The sequence below is a fragment of the Populibacterium corticicola genome, assembly GCF_042683685.1.
Taxonomy (GTDB): Bacteria; Actinomycetota; Actinomycetes; order Actinomycetales; family Cellulomonadaceae; genus Timonella; species Timonella corticicola.
This window is the reverse complement of record NZ_JBHUOP010000002.1, coordinates 717,605-733,070: the sequence shown is the minus strand read 5'-3', so window position 1 is coordinate 733,070 and position 15,466 is coordinate 717,605. Positions and strand designations below refer to the sequence as shown.

Sequence of the window (15,466 nt, the reverse complement as noted above, 5' to 3'; positions counted from 1 at the left end):
GATTTCTATGGAACTCACGCGGTTACAACTTTAGGAGGAGGGAACGTTGGTTGGCGGCGGAACATCCACAATATGGTTTTGGTAGGCCCACACGACGGCTTGTAGGCGCGACCTGACTCCGATCTTCGGAAGCATCCGAGCGATGTGGGACTTGACTGTGGAGAGCTCCACGACGAGTTCCACGGCGATCTCCTCATTCGACATTCCCTGGGCAAGGAGCAGGAGGATGTCGTGTTCACGTGGGGTCAGGACACTGGAGGCGGTTGTCCCGCTGACTGGCTGCAGCCTACGCCGCTGCACAAACTCGTGCATGATTCGGCGGGTCAGGGTCTGATCGATGGTGCCGAGCCCTGCCGCAACCTGCCGCACCGCATGAACGATCACCGCCGGATCGGCATCTTTGAGGAGAAAGCCTGAGGCGCCTGCCTCAAGCGCCCCGAAGACGTAGTCGTCGATATCGAAAGTGGTCAATATCAGTACGGGGACGGGGTTTTCCCTCCCCGCTGCGTTGAGTTCTCTGGTCAAAGAGATGCCGTCCATATGCGGCATGCGAATATCGACGCAGGCCACGTCAGGTTTTAGTGTCTCCACCAGGGCGAGGGCCTCCCGTCCGTCGCTGGCCTGCCCGACCACCTCGATATCCGCCTCGGCGTTGAGGAGAGCTGACAGACCGGCGCGGACGAGTGGTTGGTCATCTGCGACGAGGACCCGGATGCTGCCATCCCCGCCTGTGAGTGGATGGGTCATATGGTCTCCCGGTTGAGTCTCAGGTCCACGATCCATCCACCATCTGGCAGCGGGCCGGTGACTAGTTGTCCGCCGACCAGTTCGGCGCGTTCTCGCATGCCCAAGAGTCCGAAGCCGGTCGTCTCTGAGGGCGTTGATCGCGCGGGGCTGTCATTGACGACACGGATTGTCAGCATCCCGGCATCACTTGGATCGAACTCGACACGGCAGGCTGCACCCGGCGCATGCCGTGCCGCATTCGCGAGTGCCTCTTGGACCATGCGGTAGGCGACCATCTGTGCGAGTGGGCCAATGCCCTGCCCGAGGGCGTGTGTGTCCTCCGGCGGGAGGAACTCGATCTCTTGGCCTGAGGCACGTCGCTCGGCGATCAGGTCCTCGATGGAGACGAGCGATTCAACGGAGCGGGTGCTGGGGGTTTCCTCTCGCAGTAGACCGACCAGCTTACGCAGGTCAGCAAGCACTGCTGTGCTTTGTTCGCGGATGTGGCGCGCAGAGCTGATGGCCGCTTCGGGATCGGTGGTGACGAGGTGTTCCATCGCCGCTGACATCATCGCGATGCCGGACAGGTGGTGTGCGGCTATGTCGTGCAGTTCCCTGCTGATGGCGGTTCTCTCCCGCGCCACCGTCGCATCGATGATGGCTCCTCGTTCGCGTTTGAGTGCGGACAGTTCGTTGGCGTGAGCCACCTTGCTCTCGCGGCGAGCGGCGACAAACTGTGCGATAAGGACGGGGATGACAACGGACGAGGCCGCCTGCATGAGTGCAAGCAGGCTGACGGGCACCAGGTCCTGCTGCGGGTCGACGCGCAGATCGTTGATTGTTTGGCTGGCCAGAAGCGAGGCGATGCCCAGCACAAGGTAGTTCCAGGTGCGCCTCGCCGGAAGGCGCAGCGCCAGATGGAAACTGGCCACCAGCACCGCCAGCGTGGAGGCGTTGAACAGTGCGCTGGGTGCTGCGAGACAGATCAGCCAGGGAAGAAGTAAGACGACCATGAAAGTTGTCTCTGGTCGCCGTGCGCACAGGAGGAACGCGCCTGATTGCAGGGTGACGACCATGCAGACGACGATGAACTGCCAAGGCTGGATGTTGTCGTAGAGGCCGTCGGCCTCGTGATCGATCTGATCCAGTAGGGGAACCACGGCGATGATCAGGGCCGACAGAACCCACACTGCGATGGCGTTGAGCAGTTCGGTGGTGGTGGGCTGTCGTGAGGAAGGCCTCGGTGCGAGGGCGGACGCCGTTGGGCCGTGCATGGAAACAGTCTACGGTAGTGGCGGTTCGCTACCTGTGCCCGGGAAGGCGCCACGCTGGTGGCGTCGCGGTCTCGGACCATCTGAGGCGTCAAGGGATAACACAGTCTGCGCTGGCCCGTGAAGGACTGGAGAGCGGATCAAACAAGGGCCGCCGACCAATGGTCGGCGACCCTTGCCCCCGTAGGCATGGGATTAAGGAGTCCCCTACCTAAGTGTTATCCAAGCAGACCTAGCCTTGGACGACAAAACCGGCGCGCAGCAGGTCGCGGTCTCGGGATGATGGTCCTACGAGGAGTTCGAACTGTCCAGGCTCCACGATGCGGCGTCCGCGGGCGTCAACGATCGTGCAGTAGGACACCGGAATCGAGATCTGGGCGATGACGCTCTCACCTGGTGCAACGGCGACCTGGGTGAAGCCCTTGAGTTCCTTGTCAGTCCACGACACCGAGGTCACCACGTCGGACACGTAGGCCTGCACGGTCTCGATGGTGGGGCGGGAACCGGTGTTCGTCAGGGTCACCGAGGCAACGATGGTGTCCTCGACGCCAGCCTCTGTGTGGGACAGGCTGAGGTTCGAGTATTCCACGCTCGTGTAGGACAGGCCGTAGCCGAATGCCCACTGAGGGTCTTGGGTCAGATCGGCGTAGCGGTCTCCGTGTTGGCCGCGGATCTGGTTGTAAAAGGTCGGCTGCTGGCCGACGTGGCGGGCGAACGAGATGGGCAGGCGGCCGGTGGGTTCGATGCTGCCGAGGATCAGTTCGGCCAGTGCCTGTCCGCCGCGCATGCCGGGGTTGGCGGCCCAGATGACGGCGTTGGCTCCCGTTGCCGACCCGGGCATGACCTGTGGCTTCGAGGCGAGGAGCACCACGATCACGGGCTTGCCGGTTGCCGCGAGCGCATCGAGCAGCGCCTCTTGGCCTCCCAGCAGGTTGAGCGTTGCGGTTGAGCGTCCCTCGCCAACGAGTGGGATCGCGTCGCCGACCACCGCGACCACGTAGTCTGCTTCGGAGGCCACCGCGACCGCCTCGTCGAGAAGTTCTTGGTCCACGGGTGCGGGGACCGCGACCTGGGGGCGCGGCTGACCGTCGGGGAAGAACTGGCCCGCTGGGTCGTCGGTGAGGTCCACGACGTTCGCGCCGCGAGCGTATTCGACCGACCAGTCGGCGGGGACTGCGTCGCGCAGTCCCTCAAAGACGGTTGTGATCTGCTGGGTGTCGTGTCCGTCCGGCATCCAGCCCGCCTGGCCGGAGTTGCCCGCCCAATCGCCGAGCTGGTACTGGTGGTCGTGCGCGTTCGGGCCGACGACGGCGATCTTCTTGGCCTGCGGCGCGCTTGGCGACGAGTCGGCGAGTGGCAGCACACCGTCGTTTTCCAGCAGCACGAGTGAGCGGCGAGCGATCTCGAGGTTGATCGCGGTGTGCTCTTGGGTGCCCAGGTCTGATTCGATGCGGGCCGGGTCTGGTCGGCGTGGGTTCTCGAACAGTCCGAGTTCGAACTTGACGGTGAGGATGCGAGCGACGGCTGCATCGAGGTCTGCGTCGCTCAGCATGCCCTTGTCGAGCGCATCGAGTGCGCCCTCGTAGAACAGCGGCGTGGTCATGACCATGTCGTTTCCGGCCTTGACGGCTGCTGCGGCTGCGTGGGTGTAGTCCGGCATGACCTTCTGCTCCCACACCATTCGGCCCACGTTGTCCCAGTCCGTGATGAGCATTCCGGTGTAGCCCCACTCGCCGCGTAGGACGTCGCTGAGTAGCCAGTCGTTGATCGTGATGGGTACGCCGTCGGTGGTCTGGTAGCCGAGCATGAACGTGCGGCAGCCCTCCTTGGCCACGCGCTCGAATGGGGGGAGGAACCAGGAGCGCATCTTGCGCTGGGATACGTCTGCCTCGGAGGCGTCGCGGCCACCCTGGGTTTCGGAGTAGGCGGCGAAGTGCTTCGCGGTTGCCAGGATCGCGGTCTCGTCCTTGAGGCCTTCGCCCTGGTATCCCTTGACCATCGCGGAGGCGAGTTCGCCGATGAGGTGTGGGTCCTCGCCGAAGGTTTCATTCACGCGACCCCAACGCAGGTCACGAGCGATGCACAGGACGGGGGAGAAGGTCCAGTGGATACCGGTTGCTGCGGCTTCAATCGCGGTGACCCGGGCGGCCTTTTCGATGAGCTCGTAGTTCCACGACGCCGCCATGCCGAGTTGGGTGGGGAAGATCGTGGTGCCCGGGAAGAACGAGTGGCCGTGAATGCAGTCCTCACCCACGATCAGCGGGATGGCCAATCGGGTCCTCTCGTTGAGTGCGTGCGCCTCGATCAGATTCTCCGGGGAGGTGTGCAGGATCGAACCGACGTGGCGCTCGTTGATGAGATTCTTGAGATCGCCGCGCGCGTCAAGCTGTAGCATCTGCCCAACCTTCTCCTCACGGGTCATACGTGAGATCAGGTCGGATACGCGTTCGGCTATGGGTAGGGAGGCGTCGCGGTAGGGGAGGCCGGTGACGTCGGTCATGATTCAACTCCACGGTGAGGTTGGCTGGGTGTTTCCCAGGAGCGGTGAGGCGGTCATGCAGGTGCTTCACCTAGTTCATGGTAGCGCTCCCACACCTCTCAACGGCAGGTTTGAACCTGTGTGAGTCGATGTGGCCCATGCGTTCACGCTGTAACCAGGTGTTACGGTCACAGTGCGAGCGCAACGGTGGCAGCGGTCGGAGAGCCGTGGGCCTCCTCCTGATACTTGCATAGACGCCACTTTGGGCACAAGATATGGTGCCACGTTCTAATAGATGAGACATATCTAGTGTTTAGGTGTGTCTCCGCACTGAATGTCAGAGGCTCGATATATAACTGCCAGTGTGATGAACCAACACCCACTTTCGCGCGTAACTGTTTTCACCGGATCGGCCAATGGGAGCGTACCCGGGTATCGTAAGGCTGCTCAGGAGGCTGCCGCGCAGTTGGCTCAAGCGGGCATCGAGATCGTCTATGGCGGAGGCCGGGCAGGACTGATGGGCGCCGTGGCCGACGCGGCGCTTGCAGCCGGAGGGCGAGTGCATGGCGTCATGCCCAAGGTTCTCGTGGACGCCGAGATCGCCCATCCGAATCTCACCTCGTTGGAGGTCGTTGAGGACATGCACGCACGGAAACTCGCGATGTCCCGCAAAGGAGACGCGTTTGTCGCTTTCCCCGGCGGCTCTGGAACCCTCGAGGAGTTCTTTGAGGTATGGACGTGGCAGCAGTTGGGTATCCACGCCAAGCCTGTCGCACTGTTGAACATCAACGGATTTTGGGACGGGCTGCTCAAGGCGATCGACGGTATGATCGTGGGCGGTTTCCTCAAACCCCACTACCGAGACTCATTGATTGTGGAATCGACCATGCCGCAGTTACTGGCTCGAATGGCCAATTGGGAGCAGCCGAACGTCAAGTGGGCGAAGGCGTCCTGACGCGACGAACTTCTACAGTCGTCGAACAGCGGAGATTCTTCCCACTCGGGCAATTTTTGTTGCAATTATATTGAACGTATAGTTATGCGTTAGCGGTGATCGGGGTTAAGTGAGCCCCGGTCATCGCCTTTTTTACCGTCGATGTGGTGCAGGCAACTGTGTATACCTAGTCACAACTGCGATGCTGAGAGGTGAAAAGTTTGCAAGAAGCGCTACATTACACGGTGTTCATGCCGTACGGGTTGTGTGTCCTGTTGGATCTGCAGCCGGTATGAGAGACAAAGAATATCAACAGTCGGACTGCCACGGGTCACCCGTAGATTCCTGGGGGCAAGACGAGAAAATTCTTACAGCGCTGAGTAATAATTCACGCTTTAAGGCAGGGGGTCACAGTGGGTACCGGTTACAAGAAGAGCGAAGCAACTAAGGAAAGAGTGCTCAAAGCGGCATACGAGCAGTTCTCGACCTATGGCTATCACGGTGCATCCCTCAGGGAGATCGCCACGCTCTGCGGGATCTCCCATCCGGGTATCCGGCACCACTTTCCAACCAAGGAAGATCTGTTCATCGAAGTCCTTCGCGAGCGTGATAGCCGAGTCCGCAGCATTGTGGAGACCTGGATAGCTGAAAAGGGCGTTTCGATTGAGGGCGTGGTTGAAATTGCTCGCCAGAACATGACCACTCCCGGCCTTCTCGAACTGTTCACTATAACCGCAGCTCAGGCGGGAAACCCGGATCACCCCGCGCATGACTTCTTCGTCATGAGGTATGCCGAACGCCGTAGGCTCTACGCGAAGTATCTGCGCATCGGACAGGAACAGGGCACGGTGCGCCGGGACATAGACCTTGAGGACACAGCCTCCACAATCGTGGCGCTCCTGGACGGCATTGCAATCCAATGGATGATGGGGCCAGAAGACATGTGCTTGGAGAGCCTGCTCGGAAAGGCTTTCGCCGATATCTTTGCTTCCCCAAGCGAAGCGAACAAATTTGCAGCCCAGAAGAGTCGCGACTGACCCGCGACATCTGGTGAGGCGTTGGGGGAGGACCATCGCGACCCCACAAAGAAAAGCCAGGGCGGCCCTCATCGGCGACCCTGCTGAGCGATGAGCAACAAGATCCCACAGCCATGGAAAGCAGTACCTCAGTGAACGCTGGCTACAAGAAAAGCGAAGCGACCAAGAAAAGAATCCTCAATGCGGCATACAAGCAGTTTGCAACCTACGGGTTTCACGGTGCATCGCTAAGAGACATCGCCACACTCTGCGGGATCTCCCATCCGGGTATCCGGCACCACTTCCCAACCAAGGAAGATCTATTCATCGAAGTGCTGCGTGAGCGGGACGCACGCGTTGAGACCCTCATGAAAGAGCACATCGCGGAACGTGGCATGTCCATAGACGTGGCAATCGAGATCACGCGGCACAACATGACCACACCTGGACTCCTTGAACTGTTCACGGCAACCGCCGCGCAGGCTGGCAACCCCAAACACCCAGCGCACGACTACTTTGTCCAACGATACGAACAGATCCACGCGATGTACGTCGAGTACCTGAAGTTGGCCAAGGCCCAGGGACAGACACGCCCTGACCTAGACCCCGATAGGGCCGCCTCGCTCCTGATGGCGGTGCTTGACGGCCTGCAGATCCAATGGATGCTTATCCCCGACAAGACGGAGATGGATGCCCTGTTCGAGGAGAGCCTGCGGTCAATCCTCGAGTAACTCAACGGATCGTGTGCGTGCAGGTTGGTTGGACGAGAGAACTCGGACGCGACCGCGGAGAGGTCGGTTGCGGTCGCGCCCGAGGGGTATGGTGTCGCGAGAGATCTATCGCGGGGTTACTTCCACAGTCGTGCTGAGGCGATCTCCGCGCCGCGCGCCAGCGACTCAAGTTTTGCAAATGCGATATCCGCGTGAATGCGTCCACCAAGACCACAGTCTGTCGAGGCAACCACGTTCTCGCGCCCTACTCGCTCCGCGAACCGCTCAATGCGCTGGGCAACCAACTCTGGGTGCTCAACAACATTGGTTGCATGTGAGACGACACCTGGAATGATGTACTTTCCTTCTGGCAGTTTTACGTTGTCCCACACCGTGTACTCGTGTTCGTGACGCACGTTTGCGGCCTCGAACGTAAAACCAGATGCGCGTACCTGCAGCATGAGGTCAACGATGTGTGTGAACTCGAGGTCAGTCGTATGTGGCCCGTGCCAGGAACCCCAGCACAGGTGATACCGAATGCGATCTTCGGGTAAGTCACGCAGTGCATGGTTGAGGGCCTCGATGCGGGTTTGGGAGAATCGAAGGTAGTCCGAGACGCTTGGCTCGGGATTGATTTGATCCCAGTTCTCCGCGAGTGATGGATCGTCGATTTGAAGGATCAACCCGGCATCGATGATCGCCTTGTACTCCTCGCGCATGACATCGGCCCACGCGTAGACGAGTTCCTCGTCAGTCCGGTAGTGGTCATTGCCGATTCGCATTGCCGAGCCGGGGGCGATTGAGGTGATGAAGCCGTCTGTGACTCCAGCCGCGTCGAGCGCACGGCGCAGGTTGGTGGTGTCCTGCGCGATTGCGTCGTGTCCGATGTAGGAGATGGGGCCGACAACCTTGGGAAAGGGCTTCGGCTCCGCGTTTTGGTTTGAGGTGAAGATGCCCGAGTCTGGGTCGTTGTAGGCGTCTGAGAATGTAACTCGATCACGTCGGTTAAGGAAACCCGTGATCTTGACGTCATCGGCTACAGATTGCACGTTACTGAGTAGCCAACTCGCATCATGGTCCAGCTCTAGGCCTGAGGTTCGCTGGAACGAGTAACTCCACCAAGCGCCGTAGTCCACAGTTGAAGACATGGACTTTCCGAATTCACCGTCGCCAGGGATGGTGATCCCGATTGCCTTCTGTCGCTGCACGAGGTCCGCCACGGCCGTTGACAACTTCTGGTTGAAGGCGGTGGTTTCATGTCCATTTTCACGCGCTGCGTATGCGGCTATCAACTCTGGGGTGCGGGGCAGGGAACCTGCATGCGAAACCTGGATGAAGTCTTTACTGACAGGCATGTGTGTTTCTTCCAACGGTAGTGACAGGGGGCAGGGATGGAACGCATAAATGAAACGGTGCTTGCCGAATAGTGTAAGCGCTGACTATCCACTTTGTGGACAACGCGACCGCAGGCTGAGACGTGGCGCCGTGCGAGGCCCGCCCGCAACATTGCTGCTCAATGTGTGTCCACATGACGCTCGAAAGTACACCCGAGTCCATGGATCGAGGACTCATGCCTGATGAAGGAAGTGCTGGCGCGTGGTCGGAAATAACGTTTTCGGTCTTTTCGCAAGGTAGTCGGCGCGCGAGGTGGGTCAAAGGGTAAAGGTGTGCCGCGTTCATAGGTGCGCATCGACTGAAAGGCTTGTTCTAAGTTCGCGCATCGAGCAAGGGCTGGTGCGCGCGGCTCGGTCCGCCGAAACGATGGATATGGGGAGAAGTGCCCATTCGGATGGATGGGACGGATGTTCTCTGAGATCGGGCACAGGTGGGCCGGGCTGCGGTTTTGTGAGGATCGCGCCGGTGTTCCGTGCGTCGTGGCGCATGATGCGGACTTTTACCAACATTACCGAAAATACCGAAAACGCTTGCGGTTAACTTTCTGTACTGATTCACTGGCACAATCCGAATACCACTCAAAGAAGAGAGGCTCAGTGTGAGAACTCCGGGAAACCGCAGCAACGCACAACGTCGTCGGGTTGTCTTGGCCACCACTTTGTCCGCCGCGTTGACGGCAACAATGTGCGCGGCGCCGGCAGCTGCTGACGAGGCACCACTTGCCAAACCCAATGCGGGGATTGGCTATCCAACATTCGCAGGTAGTGACAACCCTGTTCCAGGTCTTATCTCTGATCAGTCCATACATGGGCAACTGCAGAAGGAGTTTGAAGCCGATCTGGAGAATGGGGCGGGAAAAGACACCGACACCGACTTCTGGATGGACAAGATGCTTGTCCGCACCGGAACCACAGGCGGTTCGGGGGAAACCAACCAGTACCTGTTCTCTCGCGGACGTGCCGCATACATGTTCACCCATCAGCCAGGAACGCTGGGATTCGCTGGATCGCTGGCCTACTGGCACGAAACCGGTTTCAACAGCGCCTACACGATTACGCTCAATGACGGTGAACAAGCCATCACGCTCACTGAGGACGGCGCGCAGCGTAAGCAAACGCCGAGTTACTGGAAATCAGTGCACAAGAACGAGGCGGCCGGCTTGACCGTCACCCAAACCAAATTCATGACGAACGAGAATGTGCTCGTCGCCAATCTGGATATCACGGGTGGGCAGGCAGGAAAGAACTACACCATAAAAGTGGCATCGCCACTCGTCAGCGGCGCGGATGGGGACGAACTCACCGGAACGTTCACCGCCCGCAACAACATCACCACCGTGTTCCCACGGTTGAGTGCACAGGGATTCGTGGTCGCCGAAAACAACACGCTTACCCGCACATACACCCCAGAGGCAGGGCAAACCGCCAGCTTTAAGGTGCAAATGGGTTTGACCACCATCGAACTCCCCGAGTCCAACGCGGAATACGAGAAGTATGCGGCATTTGACCCACAAGAGGCGTACACCGAACACGTGACGGCCTACAACAAGTGGTGGGGCGACAACATTCCGTACATCGACACCCCAGAGGACAACATCGACAAGACGTTGTTCTACCGCTGGTGGCTGATGCGTTTCAACACTCTGGATGCAAACGTTGCCGGAAACGACTACCAGTTCCCCACCGCCATCGAAGGAGTGTTGGGGTACAACAACGCCATTGTGCTCACCACGGGTATGTTCATCGACGACCAAAAGTATCTGCGCGATCCGAGCTATGCGTACGGTTCATGGGTGAGCGCTGGTGAAGTCGCACGCAGCGGAAAATTCGTGGACAACCCCGGATCCCCGGCCAACTGGTCCAACAGTTACACCCAGTACATTACTGAAGCAGGCTGGCGTTCCTACCTGCTGCATGGTGGCCCCAGCGGCATTGCCGAAAACCTCGCCCGCTACGGCGAGAACGACGTCACCGGTCTCATCGATGCCTACGATTCCAACAACAATTACCTGTTGGAATACGACTGGGGCGCGATGACCGGCAACGACGCAGACGCGGTGTCATTTGACTGGGCTGCACACAACGGCAACAAAAACAACAACATGGACCGTGCCGAAAGCGCCTACCTATACTCCAACGCGCACGCGGCCGCAGCGGCGTACCGAGTGGCAGGCAACGACGCGAAGGCCGACGAAATGGAGGAGTTTGCGCAAAACGTCAAAACATCCCTCATGGACACCCTCTGGGATGAAGACGACAAGCTCATCAAGCACAAGCAGGTGGATCGGGCTGGTGCCAGCGGTTCACTCGTCGACTGGAAGGAAATCAACAACTACTACCCCTTCTCGGTAGGGTTGGTGCCAAAACCAGGGGACGCAGACTACAAGGACGACTACGTTGAGGCACTGCGGCTGTGGGAAGACAGCGAGCAGTACCCGATCTTCCCGTTCTACACCGCAAACCAAGCAGACGCTGCAGAACGCGGTAGCGGAGGTTCCAACAACTTCTCCGTCATCAACTCCACCGTGACCTTCCGGATGCTTTCCTCGGTGCTGCGTGACTACGAAAACGAGTATGTCACCGCGGACTATTACAAGAAGCTCCTGTACTGGAACGCTTGGGCGCACTACATCAACGGGGACAATCGTCTGCCAGATCAAAATGAGTTCTGGAACAGCGCAAAGGCCAATACCGACTGGGGCGACGAGCAGGCTATCGGCTACCGTTCGTGGATTCACCACACCATGTTGGGTACCACGAACTTCACCGTGATCGAGGATGTTGCGGGCTTGCGAACCCGAGAAGACAACAAGATCGAGCTTGACCCCATCAACATCGACTTCGATCACTTCATGGTCGACAACATTCGCTACCGCGATAAGGACCTCACCATTGTGTGGGACAAGGTGGACGGCACCCAGCACTACGGCAGCGAGGTTCCCGAGGGATACTCCGTATTCCTCGACGGTGAACTGGCTTTCACCGTGTCAGACCTCGGACGAGTCGTCTACGACCCGGCCACCGGCGAGATCGTGGAGAAAGACGACAACGTCACCGTGACCACCGTCAATGAGAACAGTGTTGCTGCTGTTGCTGCTGTACGTTTCGCCGATGAAGACCGGGTAGTTGACCTGTTTGCCAAGGCGGGTCAAGACCTGCGCACCAATGCCCTTGACGCCGCAAACCTGGCTGAAGGCAAAGACGTCACCACCTCCTTTGCCACGAGCGGATTCACCGGGACCGGTGCAGTAGACGGCACCACCATTAACGAACCATTCTGGGGAACCGTTGGTTCACCCAACGCCACGGACTCCATTGAAATTGATCTTGGATCAGCACAGACATTCGACGATGTGCGGGTTTACTTCTATCGCACCTCATCTTCTGACCTGCCGCAGGGTGGCCGGCAAGCTGGAACCCGTCAGGGTTACGCGGCACCGTCCATGTACCAGATCGAGTACCTTGACGGGTCTACCTGGAAGACCATCGCCGACCAGCGGCGCACACCATCGTCGCCGGCCGGAAACCTCAACGTGGCAGAATTCGCTCCGGTTACCGGAAGCAAGATTCGAGTAACCGTCACGCACGCTGCCGGAGCAAAGACCGGTGTGAAGGAAGTGCAGGTACGCAACACCGGGCTTGGCACTCCACTTGCAGAGAATCAGGCCCCAACCGTACAGGCCTGGGTAGACCAGAGCGGAACCTCGGGCGGCACGGTCAAACTGGTCGGTCAGGTTGGCGACGATGCAAAACCCAATGCAACCCTCACCGCACGGTGGTCTGTCATTGCACCAGAAGACGCGACTGTCATCTTTGACAATCCGAACTCGGCCAGCACTACTGCCCGCTTCACCGAATCCGGTACCTACACGCTCGCACTGAACGCCTCAGACGGCGATCAGACTGCTCAAGCCACCGTGCACGTTACCGTGGACGTTGGCGCAGCGGGAACGAACGTAGCCACGACCGCCACGCCATCCACCGATTTTGTGGCGGGTTGGAACAATATCAACGCCATCAATGACGGCAAGGGCGAGTTCTACACCGGCGGCAACAACTCAGAGATCTGGGCTACCTGGCCAGGCGGTTCGGCTACCCGCTGGATTCAATACGACTGGGATTCGCCGGTACGCGTGAACTCGTCGTCAATTGACTTCTGGTCAGACCAGCCGGCCGGTGCCTCAGAGGGTGTGGCACCACCCACGGCCTGGAAGATCCAGTACTGGGACGGCGAGAAGTTCGTTGACGTAAAAAACACCAGCGAATACACGGTGGAACGCACCAAGACCAACTCGGTTGACTTTGAGGCAGTAACCACCACGCGACTGAGGGCTACCCTGACCGCAAGTCCGGGCGCTGCGGTGGGTGCCACCGAATGGCGCGTCTTCGCGCCGGCAGTCACCTCCGTTGAAGCCATTGACGTACGCACCTCTGTGGGAGAACTGCCACAGTTGCCTGAGCAACTGGAGGTGATTTACGACGATGGTGCCCGTGCGCTCGCTGGCATCACCTGGGCGGAGGTCTCTGAGGCGCAGGTTTCCGCAGACGGCTCGTTTGAGGTCGTGGGCGTGGTGACCGGAACCTCGGTGAGCGTGAAGGCTACTGTCTGGGTCCGCTCGACACCTCCAGGTCAGATCAACACCATTGACCCGGTTGAACGTACGACGACGGTTGGTGTGTCACCGGCATTGCCACAGTTTGTGACCGTGCAGTACAACGACGGTTCACGTGAGCGGTTAGCCGTCACCTGGGCGCCGATCGGCGACGAATCGCTTGCGACTCCCGGAAAGTTTGAGGTTTCGGGAACCGTTGAAGGCACCGGCACCACCACTGCGGTGGCAACCGTCACCGTTCTGGAGGGTGCACCCGAACCCGAGGTACCTGACACGACGCCGCCGGTTGTCTCGGTGAGTGTGAGTCCGCAGGAACCGGAATCTGGGTGGTTCACCAGCCAGAATGTGACTGTCACAGCAACGGCAACCGATGATGTCACTGCCGCGCCAACCCTTGAGTATCAGTTGGATGATGGTGGCTGGGTTGGGTTCGAGGACTCATTCGCGATCACCGGTGAGGGCTTGCACTCGTTTGTCGTGCGGGCTACTGATGAGGCTGGAAACAGTGCGAGCACTGACGCACGCCGGATCAAGATTGACTCGATTGCACCGGTTTCCAGTGCGGTAGTTGATGAGAAGGCCCGCACGGTCACCCTCAGAGGCACAGATAACGGGTCAGGTATTGCGCGCATCCAATACGCCACAACTGGCAACTGGACCACGTACGACTCTGCGTTCAAAGTAGGGCAAGGCAAGACGCAGGTCAGGTATCGAGCCGTGGACAACGCCGGAAACGTTGAACAGGAACGCGTGATCACCGTACCCAAGGCTACCGTGGCTCCTGCCAAAACCACGTTAACGGCCTCTGGTCCATCCAAGGCTCAAGCCGGCCGAAAGGTGGCGGTGAAGGTCAGCGTCACGGCTGCGAAGGGTAAGCCCACCGGCACGGTTGAATTGCGGGATGGCAAGGTCTCCCTCGGCTCCGCGGTTCTCTCCCAGGGCAAGGCAACCATCACCACCACGAAACTTGGCGTGGGAACCCGGAAACTGACCGTGTCGTATCGGGGGGACAAAACCTATGCCGACTCGTCAGACTCGGTGACCGTAGCGGTCAGCAAAGCCTCCGCGAGCGTGAAGGTAACGGCCAAGGCGAGTCAGCGAATCTCGGATGCAGTCGCAACGGTGGTTGTGACGGTGCCGAAGGCATCATCGAGCCTCGCGGTTGATGGTGAAGTGACGGCTACCGTGGGGAAGAAGACGGTTGCTCGTGCAGCGGTGCGCAAGGGTAAGGCGAAACTTAATCTTGGTGCGCTGAATCCTGGTAAACACAAGATCGTTTACACGTTTACCGGAACCGAATCTATTGCACAGAAGAAGGTGACTCAGAATCTGACAATTACCAAGGCTAAGCCGACGGTCAAGGCCAAGGTTTTGTCTAAAAAGGTGACGCCCAAGACGAAGGCGAAGGTTCAGGTCACTGTTCAGGTTAAGGGTGTGACGGTGAGCGGGAAGGTCAAGGTCACTTCTGGGAAGAAGACCTTGGTGAAGTCTGCGAGGCTTTCTCGTTCCGGGAAGGTCACTGTGTCCCTACCGAAGTTGAAGCGGGGCACCCATAAGGTGAAGGTCACGTTCCTTGGCAACTCCAAGATCGCGTCTGGTAGTAAGACGGTCACGATCACCGTGAGATGAGATTTCGCTCGCACTTGGACGAGCTTAAGTGTTCGTAGGGCTCCCACGCATCAGCGTGGGAGCCCTACGCGCTGAGCGCCATCACTCCTCATCGGTCCATGGGCTGCAATACACACCGTGAAAAGCGATCGTTCTGGACGCTATCCTGCTTGGTCAGGGAATCCCTGTCAGTTCTCGCCAAGGACTCGACGTGCGAACCTCTCAGCGTTGAACCGTAGAGCATCTACCCGGTGCGCGATGAACGCCTCGGGATCGGCCTTGCCCTCCATCGAGTTGGGCTTGCGCCGTACATGCTTGGAGCAGGAGAAGTTGGCATGGGCGAGGGTTCCGATTGTGTCGCCCTTGCGACCTGCCGGGCCGGCAAGTTTCGCAACGAAGAGCTTCACCTCGGACAGATCAACGATGTCCTCGCAGAATGCACACATCGTTTTCTTCGGCTTGTTCTTCGACGCGCGCAGCATGATGCCAACGGGTCTGTCGTCCACGGGGATCACGACGTAGGCCACGAGGGGATTCGACCTGTCGGTCCAGCCAAAGATGTCGTGCCTCTCCCAATCGATGGCGTCGAGTTTGATCGGTGGGATGGCTTCCGCTGCCTCGCGTTTGGAGGTGTTGACGAAACTGGCGCGCAGGGATTGCGGGGTTAAGGGTTGCATGATTCTGCCTGTTCTGTGAACGCATATGTGATGCGCAT

Annotated in this window: 9 protein-coding genes; 4 read left to right on the top strand and 5 right to left on the bottom strand. The window is 59.2% G+C overall.

Annotation, left to right across the window (positions count from 1 at the left end; translation table 11 throughout):
• Positions 1–30: 30 nt before the first annotated feature.
• From ACFSYH_RS06865 to ACFSYH_RS06855, 3 genes are all read right to left on the bottom strand, one after another.
• Entirely contained in the window at positions 31–747 is a 717-nt protein-coding gene (locus tag ACFSYH_RS06865) for a response regulator (RefSeq protein ID WP_377466075.1), read from the bottom strand.
• Positions 744–2,000 carry a sensor histidine kinase gene (locus tag ACFSYH_RS06860; RefSeq protein ID WP_377466073.1) on the bottom strand — a complete coding sequence of 419 codons (1,257 nt, stop codon included), beginning with the start codon at positions 1,998–2,000 and terminating at the stop codon, positions 744–746. Before ACFSYH_RS06860 ends, ACFSYH_RS06865 begins: the two co-directional genes overlap by 4 nt.
• A gap of 229 nt (positions 2,001–2,229) precedes the next feature.
• Positions 2,230–4,497: an exo-beta-d-1,3/1,6-glucosidase gene (locus ACFSYH_RS06855; protein WP_377466072.1), complete on the bottom strand. Its 2,268-nt coding sequence runs from the start codon at positions 4,495–4,497 to the stop codon at positions 2,230–2,232.
• Positions 4,498–4,843: 346 nt separating this feature from the next.
• Between ACFSYH_RS06855 and ACFSYH_RS06850 the strand changes: the two genes are divergently transcribed.
• The 3 genes from ACFSYH_RS06850 (at position 4,844) to ACFSYH_RS06840 (ending at position 7,157) form a co-directional block, all read left to right on the top strand.
• A complete protein-coding gene (locus ACFSYH_RS06850) occupies positions 4,844–5,431 on the top strand; it encodes an LOG family protein (RefSeq protein ID WP_377466107.1) in 588 nt (195 codons plus the stop codon).
• Positions 5,432–5,865: 434 nt separating this feature from the next.
• The gene (locus ACFSYH_RS06845; RefSeq protein WP_377466071.1) at positions 5,866–6,447 is read left to right on the top strand and encodes a TetR/AcrR family transcriptional regulator; all 582 of its coding nucleotides are present in this window, start codon (positions 5,866–5,868) and stop codon (positions 6,445–6,447) included.
• 113 nt (positions 6,448–6,560) lie between these two features.
• Positions 6,561–7,157, top strand: a complete 597-nt coding sequence (locus ACFSYH_RS06840; RefSeq protein ID WP_377466070.1) for a TetR/AcrR family transcriptional regulator — start codon at positions 6,561–6,563, stop codon at positions 7,155–7,157.
• 116 nt (positions 7,158–7,273) lie between these two features.
• On the opposite strand, the gene ACFSYH_RS06835 is transcribed toward ACFSYH_RS06840, so the two are convergent.
• A complete protein-coding gene (locus ACFSYH_RS06835) occupies positions 7,274–8,491 on the bottom strand; it encodes a cobalamin-independent methionine synthase II family protein (RefSeq protein ID WP_377466069.1) in 1,218 nt (405 codons plus the stop codon).
• A gap of 638 nt (positions 8,492–9,129) precedes the next feature.
• Between ACFSYH_RS06835 and ACFSYH_RS06830 the strand changes: the two genes are divergently transcribed.
• A complete protein-coding gene (locus ACFSYH_RS06830; protein ID WP_377466068.1) occupies positions 9,130–14,772 on the top strand; it encodes an Ig-like domain repeat protein in 5,643 nt (1,880 codons plus the stop codon).
• Positions 14,773–14,939: 167 nt separating this feature from the next.
• Here the strand turns inward: ACFSYH_RS06830 and ACFSYH_RS06825 are convergent, their stop codons facing one another.
• The gene (locus ACFSYH_RS06825; protein WP_377466067.1) at positions 14,940–15,428 is read right to left on the bottom strand and encodes an FBP domain-containing protein; all 489 of its coding nucleotides are present in this window, start codon (positions 15,426–15,428) and stop codon (positions 14,940–14,942) included.
• Between the last annotated feature and the right edge of the window lie 38 nt (positions 15,429–15,466).